This is a genomic window from Mesorhizobium sp. P2_C5_2, from assembly GCF_056404535.1.
In genome coordinates this window covers 85,215-103,767 of the sequence record NZ_JBFUDV010000011.1, presented here as the reverse complement: position 1 = coordinate 103,767, position 18,553 = coordinate 85,215, and the positions used below count along the sequence as shown (strand labels likewise).

At 64.1% G+C, this 18,553-nt stretch carries 17 protein-coding genes and 1 pseudogene; 8 read left to right on the top strand and 10 right to left on the bottom strand.

The window, feature by feature from the left end:
* Positions 1–8 precede the first annotated feature (8 nt).
* From ehuD to ehuR, 5 genes are all read right to left on the bottom strand, one after another.
* Entirely contained in the window at positions 9–668 is a 660-nt protein-coding gene (ehuD, locus tag AC1D1B_RS29885) for an ectoine/hydroxyectoine ABC transporter permease subunit EhuD (protein WP_477336992.1), read from the bottom strand.
* A 16-nt stretch (positions 669–684) separates the two neighbouring features.
* On the bottom strand, positions 685–1,344 hold the full coding sequence (gene ehuC / locus AC1D1B_RS29880; protein ID WP_181061064.1) for an ectoine/hydroxyectoine ABC transporter permease subunit EhuC: 660 nt from the start codon (positions 1,342–1,344) through the stop codon (positions 685–687).
* Between the two features lie 190 nt (positions 1,345–1,534).
* Positions 1,535–2,386: an ectoine/hydroxyectoine ABC transporter substrate-binding protein EhuB gene (ehuB, locus tag AC1D1B_RS29875; protein ID WP_477336951.1), complete on the bottom strand. Its 852-nt coding sequence runs from the start codon at positions 2,384–2,386 to the stop codon at positions 1,535–1,537.
* 69 nt (positions 2,387–2,455) lie between these two features.
* Positions 2,456–3,241: an ectoine/hydroxyectoine ABC transporter ATP-binding protein EhuA gene (gene ehuA, locus AC1D1B_RS29870; RefSeq protein WP_210285109.1), complete on the bottom strand. Its 786-nt coding sequence runs from the start codon at positions 3,239–3,241 to the stop codon at positions 2,456–2,458.
* Positions 3,242–3,365: 124 nt separating this feature from the next.
* Positions 3,366–4,751, bottom strand: a complete 1,386-nt coding sequence (gene ehuR, locus AC1D1B_RS29865) for a MocR-like ectoine utilization transcription factor EhuR (protein WP_477336949.1) — start codon at positions 4,749–4,751, stop codon at positions 3,366–3,368.
* Between the two features lie 81 nt (positions 4,752–4,832).
* Between ehuR and AC1D1B_RS29860 the strand changes: the two genes are divergently transcribed.
* The 5 genes from AC1D1B_RS29860 (at position 4,833) to AC1D1B_RS29840 (ending at position 10,414) form a co-directional block, all read left to right on the top strand.
* Positions 4,833–5,324 carry an Lrp/AsnC family transcriptional regulator gene (locus AC1D1B_RS29860; RefSeq protein ID WP_477336947.1) on the top strand — a complete coding sequence of 164 codons (492 nt, stop codon included), beginning with the start codon at positions 4,833–4,835 and terminating at the stop codon, positions 5,322–5,324.
* A 129-nt stretch (positions 5,325–5,453) separates the two neighbouring features.
* On the top strand, positions 5,454–6,947 hold the full coding sequence (locus tag AC1D1B_RS29855) for an NAD-dependent succinate-semialdehyde dehydrogenase (RefSeq protein ID WP_477336945.1): 1,494 nt from the start codon (positions 5,454–5,456) through the stop codon (positions 6,945–6,947).
* Between the two features lie 32 nt (positions 6,948–6,979).
* On the top strand, positions 6,980–8,359 hold the full coding sequence (locus AC1D1B_RS29850; protein ID WP_477336943.1) for an aminotransferase: 1,380 nt from the start codon (positions 6,980–6,982) through the stop codon (positions 8,357–8,359).
* A 9-nt stretch (positions 8,360–8,368) separates the two neighbouring features.
* Positions 8,369–9,478, top strand: a complete 1,110-nt coding sequence (locus AC1D1B_RS29845; RefSeq protein ID WP_477336941.1) for an alcohol dehydrogenase family protein — start codon at positions 8,369–8,371, stop codon at positions 9,476–9,478.
* A 177-nt stretch (positions 9,479–9,655) separates the two neighbouring features.
* Positions 9,656–10,414: an SDR family oxidoreductase gene (locus AC1D1B_RS29840; protein ID WP_477336939.1), complete on the top strand. Its 759-nt coding sequence runs from the start codon at positions 9,656–9,658 to the stop codon at positions 10,412–10,414.
* 55 nt (positions 10,415–10,469) lie between these two features.
* Here AC1D1B_RS29840 and betI read toward each other — a convergent pair whose 3' ends face one another.
* Positions 10,470–11,195 carry a transcriptional regulator BetI gene (gene betI, locus AC1D1B_RS29835; RefSeq protein WP_477336937.1) on the bottom strand — a complete coding sequence of 242 codons (726 nt, stop codon included), beginning with the start codon at positions 11,193–11,195 and terminating at the stop codon, positions 10,470–10,472.
* 44 nt (positions 11,196–11,239) lie between these two features.
* Here betI and choX point away from each other — a divergent pair, with 44 nt between their 5' ends.
* From choX to AC1D1B_RS29820, 3 genes are all read left to right on the top strand, one after another.
* Positions 11,240–12,169, top strand: a complete 930-nt coding sequence (gene choX, locus AC1D1B_RS29830; protein ID WP_477336935.1) for a choline ABC transporter substrate-binding protein — start codon at positions 11,240–11,242, stop codon at positions 12,167–12,169.
* The gene (locus AC1D1B_RS29825; protein WP_477336933.1) at positions 12,170–13,207 is read left to right on the top strand and encodes an alcohol dehydrogenase catalytic domain-containing protein; all 1,038 of its coding nucleotides are present in this window, start codon (positions 12,170–12,172) and stop codon (positions 13,205–13,207) included. It abuts the gene before it with no gap.
* Positions 13,208–13,288: 81 nt separating this feature from the next.
* Positions 13,289–14,194, top strand: a complete 906-nt coding sequence (locus AC1D1B_RS29820; RefSeq protein ID WP_477336931.1) for an AraC family transcriptional regulator — start codon at positions 13,289–13,291, stop codon at positions 14,192–14,194.
* A 6-nt stretch (positions 14,195–14,200) separates the two neighbouring features.
* Here the strand turns inward: AC1D1B_RS29820 and AC1D1B_RS29815 are convergent.
* The 4 genes and pseudogenes from AC1D1B_RS29815 to AC1D1B_RS29800 form a co-directional block, all read right to left on the bottom strand.
* A pseudogene (locus AC1D1B_RS29815) lies at positions 14,201–14,311 on the bottom strand (SDR family oxidoreductase); the annotation flags it as partial.
* 50 nt (positions 14,312–14,361) lie between these two features.
* A complete protein-coding gene (locus AC1D1B_RS29810; protein ID WP_477336929.1) occupies positions 14,362–15,483 on the bottom strand; it encodes an NAD(P)/FAD-dependent oxidoreductase in 1,122 nt (373 codons plus the stop codon).
* Positions 15,464–15,880, bottom strand: a complete 417-nt coding sequence (locus AC1D1B_RS29805; RefSeq protein WP_477336927.1) for a hypothetical protein — start codon at positions 15,878–15,880, stop codon at positions 15,464–15,466. The genes AC1D1B_RS29810 and AC1D1B_RS29805 overlap by 20 nt, the downstream gene beginning before the upstream one ends.
* A 2-nt stretch (positions 15,881–15,882) precedes the next feature.
* A complete protein-coding gene (locus AC1D1B_RS29800) occupies positions 15,883–18,531 on the bottom strand; it encodes a LodA/GoxA family CTQ-dependent oxidase (protein WP_477336925.1) in 2,649 nt (882 codons plus the stop codon).
* Positions 18,532–18,553 lie beyond the last annotated feature (22 nt).

Sequence of the window (18,553 nt, the reverse complement as noted above, 5' to 3'; positions counted from 1 at the left end):
GCAAAAAATTACCTTTCGATCTTGCCGTAGCGATGTTCCAGCCAGCGCAGCAGCACGACCGAGAAGAGGCTGATGACGAGGAAGAAAGCGCCCACCAGCGTAATCGGCTCGATGTAGCGATAGTAGGTGTTGGCAACGCTCTTGGCCTGGTTCATCAGCTCCAGCACGGTGATCGCCGATAGCAGCGGCGTCTCCTTGAACATGGCAATGAAATAGTTGGCCAAAGCCGGGATCATCGGCGGGATCGCCTGCGGAATGATGATGTTGGTCCAGGTCTGCGTGGCGCTCAGATTGCAGGCCTTGGCCGCCTCCCACTGACCGCGCGGCACGTTGTCGATGCCGGCGCGATAAACTTCGGCTGTGTAAGTGCCGTAGTGCAGGCCAAGCCCAATAACGCCGGCGACCAGCGGCGGCAAAAGGATGCCGAAATCGGGCAGCACATAGAAAATAAAATAGAGCTGAACCAAAAGCGGCGTGCCGCGGATGAATTCGGCAGCCAAGCCGACGGTGCGCGACAGCACCTTGTTGGGCGAGCGGCGCGCCAGGGCGATGCCCAAGCCGACAATCGCCGCCAGCACGGAGCCGAGCAGCGTCGCCAGGATGGTGATCTTCACGCCCTGGATCAGCGTCGGCATGAATTCCCAGACGAAATTCCAATCCCAATCCATCATAGGGCCCAATCCATCAGACGCGCACCCCGTCTAGGCCGCGCGCCATACGGCGTTCCAGAGAACGCACGCCCCACGAGATGATCAGCGCCAGCGCGAAATAGATGATGAGAATGGTGGTGAACGGCACCAGCGTGTTGCCGGTCTGCGAGCGCACGACCTGCGCCTGGAAGGTGAGATCGGCGAGCGAGATCAGCGACACGACGGAGGTTGCCTTGAGCAGCTCGATGGCGTTGTTGCCGAAGGTCGGCAGCATGATCAGCAGCGCCTGCGGCAGGATGACGTGGCGCATGCCTTGCCAGCGGCCGAGATTGAGCGCGATGCAGGCCTCGTATTGTTCACGGCCGACCGACTGGATAGCGCCGCGCACCACTTCGGCCGCATAGGCGCCGACATTCAAGCCCAGCGCCAGCACGCCGGCTTGCAGCGGGGTCAGTTCGAGGCCGATCAACGGCAACACGAAATAGGCAAAGAACAGCTGCACGAAGATCGAAGTGCCGCGGAAGAATTCGATATAGACGGTCGCCAGCCAGCGCAGCGCGAAGAAGCGCGACACGCGCCCCATGCCGGCGAGGAAGGCCATGATCAGCGCGAGCACCGACCCCATCAGCGTCAGCTCGATGGTGACAAGCGCTCCCTGCAATATCAGGCCGAGATAGCCGGACCACTGGGTCATTGAATCGGAAACTTCCCACGTTTGCGGTTGTGCGAGGCGGCGACGAAGCTTCCTTCTCCCCGTTCACGGGGAGAAGATGCCGGCAGGCAGATGAGGGGCAGCGCTAGCCTCGCAGAAGTTGGCGCCGCCCCTCATCCGGCCCTTCGGGCCACCTTCTCCCCGTGAACGGGGAGAAGGTAGAAAGTGAGTGCTACTTCGCGGCGCAGAGCTTGTCGCGGGTCGTCGACATCGCTGCCGCCGCCGAGAAGCCATAGGGTTCGATGATCTTGGCGAACTCGCCGGATTTCTTCATCTTGGCGAGCTCGACGTCGAAGGCATCGCGCAAGGCCTCGTCGCCCTTCTTGAAGGCGGCGCCGTCGCAATAGACCGGCGCGCCCTGGACCGGTGCAATAACTTCGAGGTTCGGGTCGTTGGCCTTCTTGACCAGGTCATTGATCGACAGGACGGGCAGCGAGTAGGCGTCGATGCGGCCATCCTGCAGCATCTTCAGACCGCTCTGGCCGTCCGGAACGACGATGACGCGCTCGCGCGGCACACCGGCGTTGAGCGCCAGCTTCTCTTCGGTGCCGCCACCGGGCGCACCGATCGTGGCTGACGTGTCCTTGGCGACGTCCTCGTAGCTCTTGAAGCCCTTCGGATTGCCCTTCTTCACCAGCATCGCCTCGGCGTCGCACAGCACCGGTTCCGAATAGACGACCGCCGCGCAGCGCTCCGGCTTCATGAACAGGCCGGCGGTGACGACGTCGAAGCGGCCGGCCTGCAGGCCGGGGATCATCGCGCCATACTCCGAGATCGACGCGACGATGTCGCCAACGCCGAGACGCTTGAAGACCTCGCGCGCCACATCCGGCGCCGCACCCGAGACCTTGCCGTCGGCGGCGACCGCCGTATAGGGCGGCTCATTGGCGATCGCAACGCGGGCAAAGCCCTGTGCCTTAAGCTGCTCGAGCTTGCTGTCATCAGCCGAACCGGTGCTTGAAGCGGCCAGAACCGCCGTCAGTGCGAGACCGGCAACGCCGGCCAGAATGCCAAGTTTCTTCATTGTTCCCAACTCCTTGTTGTCTTCTTGGTTTTGTCGTTTCGGGACGACTGCGTCGCCTCGGCAAAGCGGTCAGACACGATGTCCGGCCGCGATGATCTTCTTCAGGAAGCCTTGCGTGCGCTCCTGCTTGGGATGGCGGAAAATCTCGTCGGGCTTGCCTTCCTCGACGATCCTGCCGCGGTCGAAAAACAGCACCCGGTCGGCGAAGTCATGGGCAAAGCCCATCTCGTGGGTGACCAGCAGCATGGTCATGTCGGTCTCGGCGGCGAGCTTGCGCATGACGTTGAGCACCTCCTCGACCAGTTCCGGATCGAGCGCCGAAGTCACCTCGTCGAACAGCATGATCTTCGGCGACAGCGCCAAGGCGCGGGCAATCGCCACGCGCTGCTTCTGGCCGCCGGACAATTGCGCCGGCATCGACTTCGCCTTGTCGGCCATGCCGACCATGTCGAGCAGTTCCATCGCCCGCTTCTCGGCAGCGGCGCGCGGCGTGCCCTTGGTCAGCATCGGCGCCAGCGTGACATTGTCCATGACGCATTTGTGCGGGAAGAGATTGAACAGCTGGAAGACCATGCCGATCTTCTGGCGCATCTTGGTCAAATGCCGCTCGTCGGCGGGCAGCAACTGTCCGTTGCGCTCCATGTGGTAGAGCTGTTCGCCATCGATCTGGATATGGCCGCCATCGATCTTCTCCAGCGTCATCAGGATGCGCAGGATTGTCGTCTTGCCCGAGCCGGACGGGCCGATCAGCGCCAGCTTCTCGCCGGGCATGACCTGCATCGACAGGCCGTCGAGCACCTTGAACGAGCCGAAGCTCTTCGAAATGGCGTCGACCTTGATGATGGGTGTGGACAAATGAATTTCCCCTGCTGGAGAAGCCTGTGCCCTTAACGATGCGGAACGCGCCAAATCATGTCAATTGGGAAAATAAAATCATGACAATATTTCCGAGGTCGCACAATTTCAGGGCAATTTCCGCTCAGATCGCGAGCAGCAAATGCTCCGGATCGCCAAGCAGCAGCTTGGTGACAACGCCAAGGCCGGCGCGCAGTTCCCCCTCGGTGGTCGAGCCCAGTGAAATGCGCACCGCCGGATGCCATGGCGCATCCGAGATGCGGAAGGACGTGCCGGGCGCGATCGCCACGCCTTGCAGACGGGCCTGGGCGACGAAGCTCTCTTCGGCACGGTCGGCGGGCAGCTGCAGCCAGACATGCAGCCCGTCGCGCCGGGCACGGTAGTCGACACCGGCCAACACTTCGGCTGCGATGTCCTGGCGCCGCCGCAAGGCAGCGCGCTGCCAGCGCACGAGCTCCATCGCGGTGCCGTCGGTGACCCATTTGGTGGCAATCTCGGCCACCAACGGCGTCGCCATCCAGTTGGACACCAGATGCCGGTTGGCCACCGCCGCGACATAGCGGTCGGGCGCCGCGAGGTAGCCGATGCGCAGGCCAGGCACGGTGATCTTGGTGAAGGACGTCACGTAGAGCGTGCGCTCCGGCGCAAAGGCAGCAACCGGTGGCGGCCGATCTTCAACCAGCGGACCCAGCACATCGTTCTCGATGATGGCGATGTCGTGCTTGCGCGCGACCGCGGCGATCTCTTCGCGCCGCCTCGCATCCATCAACGTCGCCGTCGGATTGATCACCGAAGGTTGCACGAATACCGCGCGAATGTCGGTGAGCTGGCAGGCCTCGTCGAGCGCTTCAGGGATCAGGCCGTTGCCGTCGATCGGCAAGCCTTCGAGGTTGAAGCCGAGATAGCGCGCCAACGGCACCAGCGTGTGGTGGCCGATGGCCTCGGTGGCGACGGTCGAGCCCGGCGGCGCGACACTCATCAGCGCCACAGTCATCCCGGCGGTGGCGCCGTTGGTCAGGCTGATGTTCTGCGCAGAGATATCCAGCCCACACAGTTTCAACCACTCCACCGCCACTGCGCGGTGGCGCGGAAACACCATGTTGGGCCGGAACGACAGCGCCGAGCTCGACGGCAGGTTTTCGGCCAGCCAGCCCAGCGCCTGCTTCAGCCGCTCCAGATGCATCGGCTCGCAGACCGGCTTCAGGATCGAGAGATCGATGACCTCGCCGAGGCGTTCGGGCAGATAAGGCGGCTCCGGTTCGCGGCGCTGCGTCTGGACGAAGCTGCCGCGGCCGATCTCGCCCGAAATCAGACCGCGCCGGATAAGTTCCTCATACGCACGGCTCACCGTCTGCACCGACAGTTTCAGATCGTCGGCCAGCCGGCGATGCGTCGGCAGCCGCGCGCCATTGGCCAGCCGCCCGTCATGGATGGCACGCGCGAACTGGTCGGCCAGCGATTGATAGGCTGGCCGGCGAAGGAGCGCGGGATCGGGTTGCCACAATGTCATGACTTATTAGGATCGAAATCAGTGCAATTGACAATCGAAATAATGCGCCGTCATGGTGATGCCGACAAAAAGTGGACGCCGATGACATCAGCGAAACTCGACGCGATCGACCTCAAAATCCTCGACGCCATCCAGCGCGACGGGCGCATCACCAAGCTGGCGCTGGCCGAACAGGTCGGCCTGTCGCCGACGCCGTGCTGGATGCGGCTGCGCAAGCTGGAGAAGGCCGGCATCGTCTCGGGCTATCACGCAAGGATCGCCATGCGTGTCGTGGCGCCGGTCGCCACCGTGCTGATGGAGGTGACGCTGGCCAGCCATCGCCAGGCCGATTTCGACCGTTTCGAGCGCGTCATCCGCGACATCCCGGAAATCGTCGCTTGCTGGTCTGTGGGTGGCGGCGTCGACTATGTCTTGAAGGTGATGGCGCGCGACATCGACGCCTATCAGCGGCTGGTCGACGGCTTGCTCGAGCGCGAGATTGGCATCGACCGCTACTTCACCTACATCGTCACCAAGACGGTGAAGGATGAAATCATTCTCCCGGTGGCCGACCTGCTGCCAGCATCGTCGTGAAGCCGGAGAGATTGTCTGCCGCGACGGCGCAATAGAGAGAGTCTCTCTCCTTCAAGGCGTGCAAACAGCCTCTCTGTCTGCTGACGGCAGATAGTCTTCCCGCATCGTCCGAACCGGGAGGCCTCGACCATGTCCGCGCATTTCGCCCGCTCGCATCGCCATGAAGCGCTCGACCGGCTCACCGATCGCCGGCTGCTACGCGAGCTTGCCTATGTCGATGGGCACTGGATGGCGAGCGAAGCGGCCGAAAGTTTCGAGGTGACCGATCCGGCGACCGGCAGCACGGTTGCGTTCGTCGCCGCCCTTGATGCGCACCAGACGACCAAGGCGATCGATGCCGCCGCGCGCGCCTTCCCGGCCTGGCGTTCGCTGTTGCCGCAGGAGCGGTCCAAGATTCTGCGAAAATGGTTCGAGCTGATCATCGCCGCGAAAGACGATCTCGCTCTGCTGATGACGCTGGAACAGGGCAAGCCGCTGCAGGAGTCGCTCGGCGAGATCGACTATGCTGCGTCCTTCGTCGAGTGGTATGCCGAAGAAGCAAAGCGCCTCAACGCCGAGAGCGTCACCAGCCATCTGCGCAACGCGGAAATGATGGTGCGGCGCGAGCCGCTTGGCGTTGTCGGCGTCGTCACGCCGTGGAATTTTCCGTCGGCGATGCTGACCCGCAAGGCCGCCGCCGCCCTTGCCGCCGGCTGCACCGTCATCGCGCATCCGTCATCGGAGACACCGCTGTCGGCGCTGGCGCTGGCTGAACTTGGCGAGCGTGCCGGCCTGCCCGCCGGCGTCTTCAACGTCATCACCGGCAAGGCGGCGACGATTGTCGGCCGGATGTGCGAGGATGCGCGCGTCCGCGCCATGAGTTTTACCGGTTCGACCGAGATCGGCCGACTGATCGCCGCGCAAAGCGCGCCGACGATGAAGCGGCTGGTGATGGAACTCGGCGGCCACGCACCGCTGATCGTCTTTGCCGATGCCGATCTCGACAAGGCAGTGAACATCGCCATCGATGCCAAATTCGCCACGTCGGGACAGGATTGCCTCGCAGCCAACCGTATCTATGTCCAGCGCCCGATCTACGATCGCTTCTGCGCCGCCTTCGCAAAGCGCATCGAGGCGCTGCGGACCGGCAACGGCCTTGCCGCTACGACCGACATCGGGCCGCTGATGCATGAGCGCGCTGTCACCAAGGTCGAAGAACAGGTCGCCAATGCCATCGCATATGGCGCGCGCTGCCTCACAGGCGGCAAGCGGCATCAGGCCGGGCCGCTGTTCTACCAGCCGACATTGCTGGCCGACGTCAGCGACGAAGCGCTGATCATGCGCGAGGAAACGTTTGGGCCGGTCGCCGCGGTGACGCCCTTCGACAGCGAGGACGAGGTGGTCGCCCGCGCCAATGCCACGGAGTACGGCCTCGTCGCCTATGTCGTCACCGAGAACGGCGCCCGCCAGCAGCGCATGGGTCGGGCCCTCGACTACGGCATGGTCGCCATCAACCGCGTCAAGATCACCGGCGCGCCGATCCCGTTCGGCGGCGTCAAGCAGTCCGGCATCGGCCGCGAAGGTTCGCGCCACGGGCTCGAAGCTTTCACCGATCTCAAATATCTCTGCCTGGACGTCGCATAAGTCCGTCCGGCTATCGCTCAAGGAGTCCAAAAATGCTCGACCAGTCCAACGAACTCAACGCCTGGGATCGCGACCACTTCTTCCACCCCTCGACCCATATGGGCACGCACGCGCGAGGTGAATCACCGACCCGCATCATGGCCGGCGGCGAAGGCGTCACCGTCTGGGACAACAATGGCAAGAAGAGCATCGATGCCTTTGCCGGGCTCTATTGCGTCAATGTCGGTTATGGCCGCCAGAAGATCGCCGATGCGATCGCCACCCAGGCCAAGAACCTCGCTTACTACCACGCCTATGTCGGCCACGGCACCGAAGCGTCGATCACACTGGCCAAGATGATCATCGACCGTGCGCCGAAGGGCATGAGCCGTGTCTATTTCGGGCTGTCGGGTTCGGACGCCAACGAAACCAACATCAAGCTGATCTGGTACTACAACAACGTGTTGGGCCGCCCGGAGAAGAAGAAGATCATCTCGCGCTGGCGTGGCTATCATGGCTCGGGTGTCATGACGGGATCGCTGACCGGGCTCGACCTGTTCCACAACGCCTTCGACCTGCCGCGCGCGCCGGTCCTGCACACCGAGGCGCCCTACTATTTCCGCCGCGCCGACCGTTCGATGAGCGAGGAGCAGTTTTCGCAACATTGCGCCGACAAGCTGGAGGAAATGATCCTGGCCGAAGGCCCCGAAACGGTCGCCGCCTTCATCGGCGAGCCGATCCTCGGCACCGGCGGCATCGTGCCGCCGCCCGCCGGCTACTGGGAAAAGATCCAGACCGTGCTGAAGAAGTATGACGTGCTGCTGGTCGCCGACGAGGTGGTGACGGGCTTCGGCCGTCTCGGCACCATGTTCGGCTCCGACCATTACGGCATCAAGCCGGACCTGATCACCATCGCCAAGGGCCTGACCTCGGCCTATGCGCCGCTGTCGGGCGTCATCGTCGCCGACAAGATGTGGCAGGTGCTGGTGCAGGGGTCCGACAAGCTCGGCTCGCTCGGCCATGGCTGGACCTATGCCGCGCATCCAATCTGCGTTGCCGCAGGTGTCGCCAACCTCGAACTGATCGACGAGATGGACCTGGTGACAAATGCCGGCGAGACCGGCGCCTACTTCCGCGCCGAGCTCGCCAAGGCCGTCGGCGGGCACAAAAATGTCGGCGATGTGCGCGGCGACGGCATGTTGGCGGCAGTCGAGTTCGTCGCCGACAAGGACGACCGCGTATTCTTCGACGCCTCGCAGAAGATCGGACCGCAAGTGGCGACGGCGCTTGCCGCCAGCGGCGTCATCGGCCGCGCCATGCCGCAGGGCGACATTCTCGGCTTCGCGCCGCCGCTTTGTCTCACGCGTGAGGAAGCCGACATTGTCGTCTCGAAAACCGCCGATGCCGTCAACAGCGTGTTTGCCAATCTCTGAGATCGATTCATGAATGCCATGACCAAGACCCTACCCGCCACCATGGCCGCCGTCCTGCTGACAGGGCACGGCGGGCCGGAGAAACTCGTCTATCGCACCGATGTGAAAGTGCCTGCGCCCGCCCCGGGTGAAGTGCTGGTCAAGGTCAGCGCCTGCGGCATGAACAACACCGATGTCTGGGTGCGCCAAGGCGCCTATGGCACCGAAGAGGACGCTGCCGCCGTGTCGACCTGGCGGCGGCAAGGCAACACACTTGCTTTCCCGCGCATCCAGGGCACCGACACGGTCGGCACCATCGCTGCCGTCGGTGAAGGCGTTTCGCCGGACCGTATCGGTGAGCGGGTGATGGTCGATTTCTCCATCTACAACCGCGACGACGATTCGCTCGCCGACATCGACTATATGGGCCATGGCCGCGACGGCGGGTACGCCGAGTATCAGACCGTACCGGCGCAGAACGCACATGTCGTTGACACCGACATGAGCGATGTCGAACTCGCCACCTTCTGCTGCGCTTACCTCACCGGCGAGCAGATGCTGGAGCGGGCGGGGCTCAAAGCCGGCGAGCGGGTGCTGGTCACCGGTGCCTCAGGCGGCGTCGGTTCCGGCATTGTGCAGCTGGCGCGGGCGCGCGGCACCATTCCCTATGCGGTCGTCGGTAAGGGCAAGGAACAAGCGGTGCGCGACATCGGCGCCGAGGCTGTTATCACCCGAGGCGTTGCCGACCTGCCAGCCGCTGTCAGCGAAGCGACCGGTGGCCAGCCGATCGACGTGGTCGCCGATCTCGTCGGCGGTGCGATCTTCAACGACTTGCTTCGCATTCTGCGACCCGAAGGCCGCTACACGACCGCCGGCGCGATCGCCGGCCCGGTCGTGCAGCTCGATCTCCGGACCATGTATCTGAAGCAGCTGCAACTGCACGGCTCTAGCCAGGGCACGCGTGCCGACTTCCGCCGCATCGTTGGATACATCGAGGCCAAGAAAATCCGGCCGCTGGTTGGCGGCGTCTACAAACTGTCCGATTTCCACAAGGCGCAGGCTGACTTCATCGCCAAGGATTTTGTTGGCAAGCTGGTGGTCGTGCCGGACGCCAAGTGGATCGATGGCCTGGGCTATTGACCCGGCGGGACGCGCCTTCGTGTAATTAGAAAAATCATCGCGAGCTGTCGGACCTTATCGATCTCGCCCGTCCAATCGCGCGATTTGGACTTATGCAAACGAGTCGCGGACTTGCGATTATATATAGTCCGGATTTGAACGGCTATCTTGGCATCATCCACAACGAAGGAGATTGCCATGAAGACCGCTTTCATCACTGGAACCTCGTCGGGCTACGGCCTCGAAACCGCCAGGCTTTTCCACGCCAAAGGCTGGAACGTCATCGCCGCCATGCGCACGCCGCGTGAGGATATCCTGCCCAAATCCGACCGCATCCATATCGTGCCGCTCGACGTCACCAATGCCGACAGCATCAAGGCCGCGGTCGAAGCGGCCGGGCCGATCGATGTGCTGGTCAACAATGCCGGCATTGGCATGTTCGGCGCCTTCGAGGCGACGCCGATCGATATCGCGCGCCAGGTCTTTGAAACCAACACGTTCGGCGTCATGGCCATGACCCAGGCGGTGATCCCGCAGTTCCGCGCCCGCCGCTCGGGCACGCTCATCAATGTCACCTCAAGCGCCGTGCTGGCGCCGATGCCGCTGGTTGCCATCTACACCGCCAGCAAGATGGCCATTGACGGCTTTACCGCGTCGCTAGCCAACGAGCTCAATCATTTCGGCATTCGCGTGAAGATGGTCCAGCCGGGCTACGGGCCGACGACCGCTTTCTCGCGCGATGCGGCATCCTGCATCAAACGCTTCATCCCCGAAGCCTATGCCGGCTATGCCGGCGAGATCTTCGCAGAGATGACCCGGCCGACGGCGCACACCGTGCCCGAAGACGTCGCCGAGGTTGTCTGGCAGATAGCGCATGATGACACCGCGACAATCAGCTTCCCCGCCGGACCCGACGCGGTGGCATTGAGCCAGGCGCGCCATGCTGTGGCTGCCTAGTTCCGCCGCCATGTCTGCCGCGCCGGCGAACATTGTCGCCAGGTGCGGCAGGGGCTCATTGCTGCCTTCGCCGGGCAGCCGCTCGCTTGGGTTCTCGGTCTGAACGCAGAAGCTTCTCTTCCTTGTCGCTCACCAAAGAGCGAATCCCCCGAAACACCAGGGTGATGGCCTCGTCGCGTCCGATATCGTCGGCAACCGCCTTGCGCAGCCAAAGTCCGTCGAGCAGGGCAGCGATGATCAGGCTCGCCTCGTGCAGGCGCCCCGCATCGAACATGCCGCCAAACACCGAAGCGAGGTTGGAGCGCAGCCGACGGTGGAACACGCGCTGGAGCCGGGCATATTGCTCGTTTACGCCGGCTTCGGCGCAGACGGATATCCAGGCGCTGGCGATGGGACGGGTGAAAGCCTGTGCGGGAAAGTTGCCCTCGACGACCGCTTCCAGCCGCGCCCAATTGGTTCGCGCTGCAGCGAGCCGCGCGATGACATCTTCCATCAGCAGCCGGTTATTGTAGCGCACCATGCCGAATAGGACTTCGTCCTTGCCCTTGAAATAATAGGCGAGAATGCCCGGAGACATGCCGGCCTCGCGGCATATGCGGGCCGAGGTCATGCCTTGCAGCCCATGCTCGAGGAATACGCGATGCGCGGCCGCGATCAGCTCGACGCGCCGTATGTCCTCGATTCTGGTTCGCTTGCCCTGAGTCGCCATTTCCCTTTCTAGCAAATAAGATTTTTGTACGCTCATACAAGATTCTATATTGACATACAGCGCAAACGCCATAGCGTTGGCTGGCAGTCGTCTCATCAAGAAAATGGGGAACCACAATGCGTACGACAGTCATCTTTGCCTTGATTTCGGGGTTGATCGCTTCACCCGCCATGGCCGCCGACGCGGCACAGTGCCAGAAGGTCCGCATGGCGGACCTTGGCTGGACCGATATCGCGCTCACCAACACCACTGCCGAGGTCATCCTCGATGCCCTCGGTTACGACGCCTCGCAGACCTTGCTCGGCCTTGGCGTCGCCTATTCGGCGCTGAAGGAGAACGACATGGATGTGTTCCTCGGCAACTGGCGGCCGGTCCAGGACGAGGAATACAAATCCTATTTCGACGAGGGATCGGTCGAAGTGTTGGGCGTGAATCTGGAGGGCGCCAAATACACGCTCGCCGTCCCGCAATATGTTGCGGACCAAGGGATCAAGAGCTTCGATGATCTCGCCGCCCACGCCGACAAGTTCGGCAGCAAGATCTATGGCATCGAGGCGGGTTCGAACAAGCCGCTGGTCGACATGGTGGCGGCCAACCGCCATGGGCTCGGCGACTGGCAGATTATCGAGTCCAGCGAGGCGGCAATGCTGACGCAGGTCGCGAACTCGGTGGCGGACAAGGGCTGGGTCGTGTTCCTTGGTTGGGAGCCGCATCCGATGAATCTCGACTACAAGATCACCTATTTGTCGGGTGGGGACATCGAGTTCGGGCCGAACTTCGGTGGCGCCACGGTGCGCACCATCGCCCGCAAGGGCTTTTCGGCGGAATGCCCCAACGCGGCCAAGCTGTTTGCCAACCTGGCCTTCGATCTCACCTATGAAAACTACGGCATGCGCATGATCCTGGGGGAGGGAAAGTCCGCCGACGAAGCCGCCCGCGAGATGATCAAGCGCAACCCCGACAAGCTGGCGAAATGGCTGGATGGCGTCTCGACCCTTGACGGTCAGCCAGGCCTGCCGGTCATGAAAAGCGCGCTGGGTCTCTAGATGAGTGAGAGCATGCTCGCAGCCGTGCTGGAGAGTGCAGGTCAGCCGCTGCGCGTCATGACTATGCCGCGGCCCGAACCTGGTCCGGGAGAAATACTGGTTCGCCTGGAAGCGAGCGGCATATGCCATACCGATGTGCATGTCTGGCAAGGTCATGTGCGGCCGGCATCGGGGCAGTCGACTTCTATCCTCGGCCACGAGGGCGTCGGCAGGGTGGTGGACCTCGGCGCCGGCGTTTCGGATTGGCGCCTGGGCGAGCGTGCCGGCGTCGCCTGGCTTCACGACACCTGCGGCGACTGCGACGAGTGCCACGCCGAAATGGAGTCTTTCTGTCAGCACCAGCGCGCGCACGGCTTCGATGTTGCAGGCACCTTCGCCGAATATGTCGTTGCCGATGCACGCTTTGCCGCGCGACTGCCGGAGGAGGGCGATGCGGCGGTGCTGGCGCCACTGATGTGCGCGGGCCTGACCGCCTTTGGCGCCGTGCAGCGGGCAGGGGTCAAGGAAGGAGAGATTTGCGCCGTCTTCGGCTGTGGCGGCTTGGGCCTCTATGCCATCCAGATCGCACGGCGACTTGGCGCAGTGGTCGTCGCGATCGATACGGATGAAGCCAAGCTTCGTCTTGCAGCTTCCCTCGGCGCCGAGCACACGCTTCTTGCCTCGCCCGAACTGGCCGGCAACTGGCCCGCCGCTTTGCGTGCCCATGTCTGCATCAATTTTGCGCCGACGCCGGCAAGCTGGGATGCCATGGTCGCGGCAATCCGTCCGCGCGGCCGGATCATCGCGGCGGCGATGGTCCCGCAGCCGGTGCCGCTCAGCCAGGAGTGGCTGACCGCAACCGGCGTCTGGATAACAGGGACAAGTGTCGGGACGCGCGCGCAGATGCGCGAGCTGATCCAGCTGCATGTGGCGCAACCCTTCGAGGCCCAGGTCCAGCGCGTCACGCTCGCCGAGGCAACAGGCGCATTGGAGCGGCTGAAAGCGGGAAGCGCCGAGGGACGGCAGGCGATCGTCTTTGGTTTCGACGACCGGCGCTGATACCGGAGCGCTGCGGCGGCATGTTGGTACGAAGACTATCGACAATTGACGGCCGGTCATCTGTTTGGAACAGTCCATTCCATGGTCGATCCGCTCTCCGAAATCATTGAACTGCTCCGGCCCCGGGCCGTGTTCACAAAGGGCATAAGCGGTGCCGGCCGCTGGGGCGTCCGCTATGGTGATTTTGGCCATCCCAGCTTCGCCATCGTAATCGAGGGCGCGTGCCGATTGGCCGTCGACGGACAGCAGGCGCTCACGCTGGAGGCCGGCGATTTCACCCTGCTGCCGAAGACACCGGGTTTCACCATGACTGGGTTTGAGCCCGTCATTCCAGAAGTGATCGATCCGCATGTCGCGGCCTTGATGGCGGAAGGCGAAGTTCGCCATGGCGCGCAGGACGGGCCGCCGAGCGTCCGCATCCTCGGCGGCTACTTCATCTTCGACAGCGAGGATTCCGGACTGCTGGTTTCACTGCTGCCGGATCAGGTCCATGTCCGTGGCGTCGAACGCCTGTCGATCCTTGTGAAGCTGTTGATCGAGGAGGCCGCCCGACGCCAGTCGGGACGCGAGCTGGTGCTGACCCGGCTGATCGAGATCCTGCTGGTCGAATCCTTGCGGCTGACACAAACGCCGGATGCACCCGCCGGACTGCTGCGCGGACTGGGGGATGTCCGGCTGGCCGAAGCCATCCGCCAGATGCATGCCGATCCGGCGCGTCCCTGGACGATGGCGGAGCTGGCAAAGGAGGCGGCGCTGTCCCGGTCGGCATTTTTCGACCGCTTCAGCCGCAGTGTCGGCGTGCCGCCGATGGAATATCTGCTGGCCTGGCGCATGGCGCTGGCCAAAGACATGCTGCGCCGGCAGGAGATTGACATCGCCGAGGTTGCCGAGCGCGTCGGCTACGGCTCAGCCAGCACCTTCAGCACCGCCTTCAGCCGCCATGTCGGCCAGCCGCCCGGCCGCTACGCCAAGGCGACGGCACACTGACGGCCGTCAAATCGAGGTGTAGCCGGCGTCGGCGGTGACGATGCTGCCGGTCATCAGGCTCGATGCGTCGGAGGCCAGGAACAGCACCACCGAGGCGATCTCCTCGGGCTTGCCCAAGCTTCGCTACTTCGCCTGATGCGCTGCGCCGCTTGGTAAGCTTTCGATTCTCAGGAGGCCGATGCGGACCGGCCTCTGACCGTGCCGGGCATCGCATGCCTTTCGGGCTGGCGCCGCTGCCAGAAGGCCGTATCCCACCGCGCGGCGGCGGCGTAGTGGGCCGCCAGTGCCGGGACGTAGTCGGCAAAGCCTTGCGCGGCGATCATTGCGTAGCGCCTGCGGGCGAGCTCGTCGCGGCCCTCGATCATATCCGAAGCGGCATAGGCGGCGAGGATGCCCGAGCGCAGCGCATGCACGATGCCGCGCGACGACAGCGGATCGGCGGCAAACAGGCAGTCGCCGGCCGCTACCCAGCGCTCACCCGCGGCCGGGTCGACGGTGGCCGTTCCCGCCGATTTCACCGACGCTGAGGTTTCGCGCGCGCCATCAGGCAACAGCGGTGCGATGAACCGTGTTGCCGCCAGTGCGCGGTACCAGGATTTCGGGTGGCGCAACACGCTGCCGAGATCAGGATCGGTCAGGCACGCCACCACCCGGCTGCCACCGGGCAGGTCGGCGCTGTACCACCAGCCTTCGGGCCTCGCCTCGATGACCATTCGGCAATCGCCCGGCGCGTGATCGAAGAAGCGTGTGTAGGCCGCAAGGTGAGCATGTACCTTGAGCGTCGCGCCGAAGGATCGCGCCAGCCGCCAGCTGCGGCCGGCCGCCCAGACCACGGCGTCGGCGACGATCTCTGCATCGGCGAGCTCAAGACGCCAGCCCTGGCCGTCACGCGCCGCCGAACGCACCGCGCAGCCAAGCCGCACCTCGACGCCTGCCGCCACTGCTGCCTCAACCAGCAGCCGGTCGAACCGCGCCCGGTCGAGTTGCCAGCCGGCGCCCTGGGCGGAAAAAATGCTGGGCCGTTCGTTGGGTGCTTCGTCGGCCCAGGCTGAAACGACCGCGCGGCTCTCTACAAAATTCTCGGCAAGGAACGGTTCCCAGGCCCCGAGCTGGCGCAGCAACCCTTGCGCCACTGCCGGCAACACCTCGCCTGGTTTGGCCCGGTCGTGCCGCCCGGCCTCGAACAGCACCACGCGCCGTGCGGGCGCGTGACGGCGCAAAGTCAGCGCCGCAGCGGCACCCGCCGGCCCGCCACCAATGATGACGAAATCAGCTTGCTCTGACGGCATAGAAGGATGCCACCACCCCTGCCGGGTTGGTGCTGCCGCCATCGCCCGAATGCGGGATGGTGCGCACCACCGAGCCGACGATCGCCGGTACTTCCAGCCGGTCGGTGCTGTTCGGCCAGACGGGAACGAGCCAGCCTATGTAATCGTAGATCCACTCCTCGCCGCCGACCACGCCCTTGCCCTGGAAGCGCACCTGCATCGGCGAGCCGTAGCCGAAGCTGCCGCGCAGATCGAGCGACCATCCGGGACCGCCGATTGTTCCCGAAAGCTCGGTCTGCGATTGCTCCACGATTGTCAGCGTGCCTTCGCCGAATAGGAGGTCGTTGGCCGCCTTGCTGATGTCAGGATCGTTGAGGAAGCTGCGATAGGTCCAGTTGCCGACAAAGGGATTGGTCATCGTCATTCTCCCGAATCTTCGACGCAGATGTATTTGATGCTGGGCGAGGGCTGATCGAGCCCGCCGCCGGGGTTACGCACCATGAAGCCGAGCTTCGACCACTCGGTCACCATTTTGAGGTCGCCCGCGAGCGTCTGCGGAATGCCGCGCGCCCAGTTGCGGAACTGAGGGTCGGGTTCGGCGGGGTAATAGACCTGCATCGGTCGATGCGCCGGCCACCACAGCGTCTCCCATACCCGCCGCTCGCGCGCCATCAGCGTGTTGCCGACGCTGTCGGGATAAAGGACGTTCCATTCCTCATAGGTGACGTCGATCGTCTGGGTGGAGCATTCGTTGAAATCGGCCTGCCAGGGCAGCCCGCTGAGCTTGGTCAGGTCGCCAGGCTGCAGCCCTATGTCGAAATCGCTGCCCAGCGACAGCGGATCGGAGGCGTAGGCGATGTAGCCCTCCTCGCTGACGCCCGCGCCCCAGCGGTTGGCGTTCTCCTGGGCGGCGGTCAGCGCGAACGTGTACCATTCGGGATCGGCCTTGATCCGATAGGGCTCGCGCCATATTGCCGGGTTGCGGATGATCCATGTCACCTCGCCGCCCGGGCAGAAGGCGCCGCCGAGCCCGTTCGAGAGCACGCCCTGGTCGAGGCCACGGCCGCCCGGCACATTCCAGTCCTTATAGGGTTGCCAAGGATCGATGGCCGGGGCGAAGCCGGCATCCACCTCGTCGATGAAAATACCCGCCGCCCATTGCCGCAAGAGGAACAGCTGCGTGTCGGTCAGCCGCAGGAATTTGCTCACCGTCTTGTTGGTGATCGGATTGTCGCCGGCCAGCAGCGGCATCAGCGGCAGATGATAGGTGCGCGTCGCTGGATTGGCCTCGAGCCGGAACAGGTTCTCTTCGCCCGGCTTGCGCAGCAGATCGAACAGATATTGCCGCGCTGAACGGCCGGGATCGGTGGTGGCGTCCTTTGCCGCCGCGGCAAGCGCGCGGTCGAACAGCTGGCCGGAGCGGTATTCGAACGCCAACCGCCGAAGTGCTGCCTCGATCGGCTCGTCGGGATCGGTGGTCCTGTCCGGTTCGCCCGGCTCCTGCCGCGACGAAGAGCGCGCGAGCTCCAGCATCGACTCCGGCGGTGGCGCAACGGCCGCGGCGATGCGCTCGATCACGCCCGTGACCGCCGCGTCGAAAGCACCGCGCGCCTCGGCATAGGCGGGATCGGCCACCGTATCATTATCGGCAAAGGTCTTTTGCCAGCGCGCGGCATAGGCGCGTGGCGCTTCGCCATCTTCCGGCGGGCAGACCGCGACGGTGAACGCCGCCGCTGCCGCCTTGAGCGTGGCGCCGGCTTCGCCGACCACGGCGTCCTTTGCCGCGCCCGGCGCCTGTGTTGCGTCGAGCAGCATCAGGCTCGGTTCCACCGCCGCTTCGAGCAGGCGTCCGCCGGCCTGATCGCCCCTGGCGCGCCCTTCCTTCGCCGCCAGTCCTCGCGGCGCGATGCGTGGCGGGATGCAAAGGCGATAGGGATCGAAGGTGCCGCGGCTCGACTGGTTGTGCGGAAAGTTCGACTGCTGGAGGATGTTGGCGAAATAGGAGAATTCGTCGGCGCGAAAAATGATCGGCCAGATGTCGCGCCAGAACCAAGGACGATAGGCCGGGTTCCACTCCACCGGTCCGGCCTTCCAATGCAGCAGGGCCGCCGTATCGGTGGGATCGATCTTCTGCGGCGCGTTGAAAGTCCCGGCCGTGCCGAACATGTCGGTGCGATAGGCGAATTCGCGGACCGACATGTCTTCGACCACGTCTTCCAGCGTGATCATGTCGAGCACTTCCGGCGCGTAACGGGGGTAGCCGACCAGCACCCAAGCCGGATATTCGACATCAATGTAGCGCAGCTTCTGGACGCGCTCCTCCATCATCACCAGCCGCGCCATCACCGGCCCGTCGGATATGTCGTCGAACCAGCCGTCGCTGTTGGCGTAGGTCTCAATGCGCGGATGACCGAAGCCTGAAAGAAACGAGCCGCTGTTGCCGTGCCCGCCGAGCACCAGCAGTCGCCCGTCATCGTCGGTCATCATGTCGCCCAGCGTGTCGATGTCGTTCGGCGCCATTCCGGTCGGCGGGAAGGTGACGGCATAGGCCGGATTGGTTTTGCGCCCAAAACTCGCCTTGCGCCGCGCGGTGGAACAGTCCACCGCCTGCGGGCCGGCGTCGATGACCAGATTCTGCCGTTCGATGAGGTCGGTGATATCAGGGTTGCGCAGCGGCGAGCCGTCGGGGTAGCCGGCTTCGCCGCGCAAGCCATCGAAGGTGAACCAGGCCGCCTTCTTGTTGGCGAGCTGCACGCGCCACTGGATGTCGACCAGCTTGCCGCGATTGCCGCCACCCTCGACAGGGTCGCCGATCTTCAGCGCGACGCCGTCGGGGTTGGCTTCGTCATACACGAAGATCTGGAAACGCGCCGCCTGGCGCTTGATGCGGCCCTTATTGTCCTTGAAATGCTTGATCGGCGCGTCGCCCTTGGCGGCATTGCCGTTGGCGTCGCACTCGATCGGCAGCTGCGCCGGCTTCTCCGGCGAGATGCAGAAGGCTTCGGGGCTGTCGCCGAGCCGGGCAATGCCGACCGCCGGGTGGATGCGATAGATTTTTGGGTCGGCCATTTGATTTCCCCTCGGTGCCAGT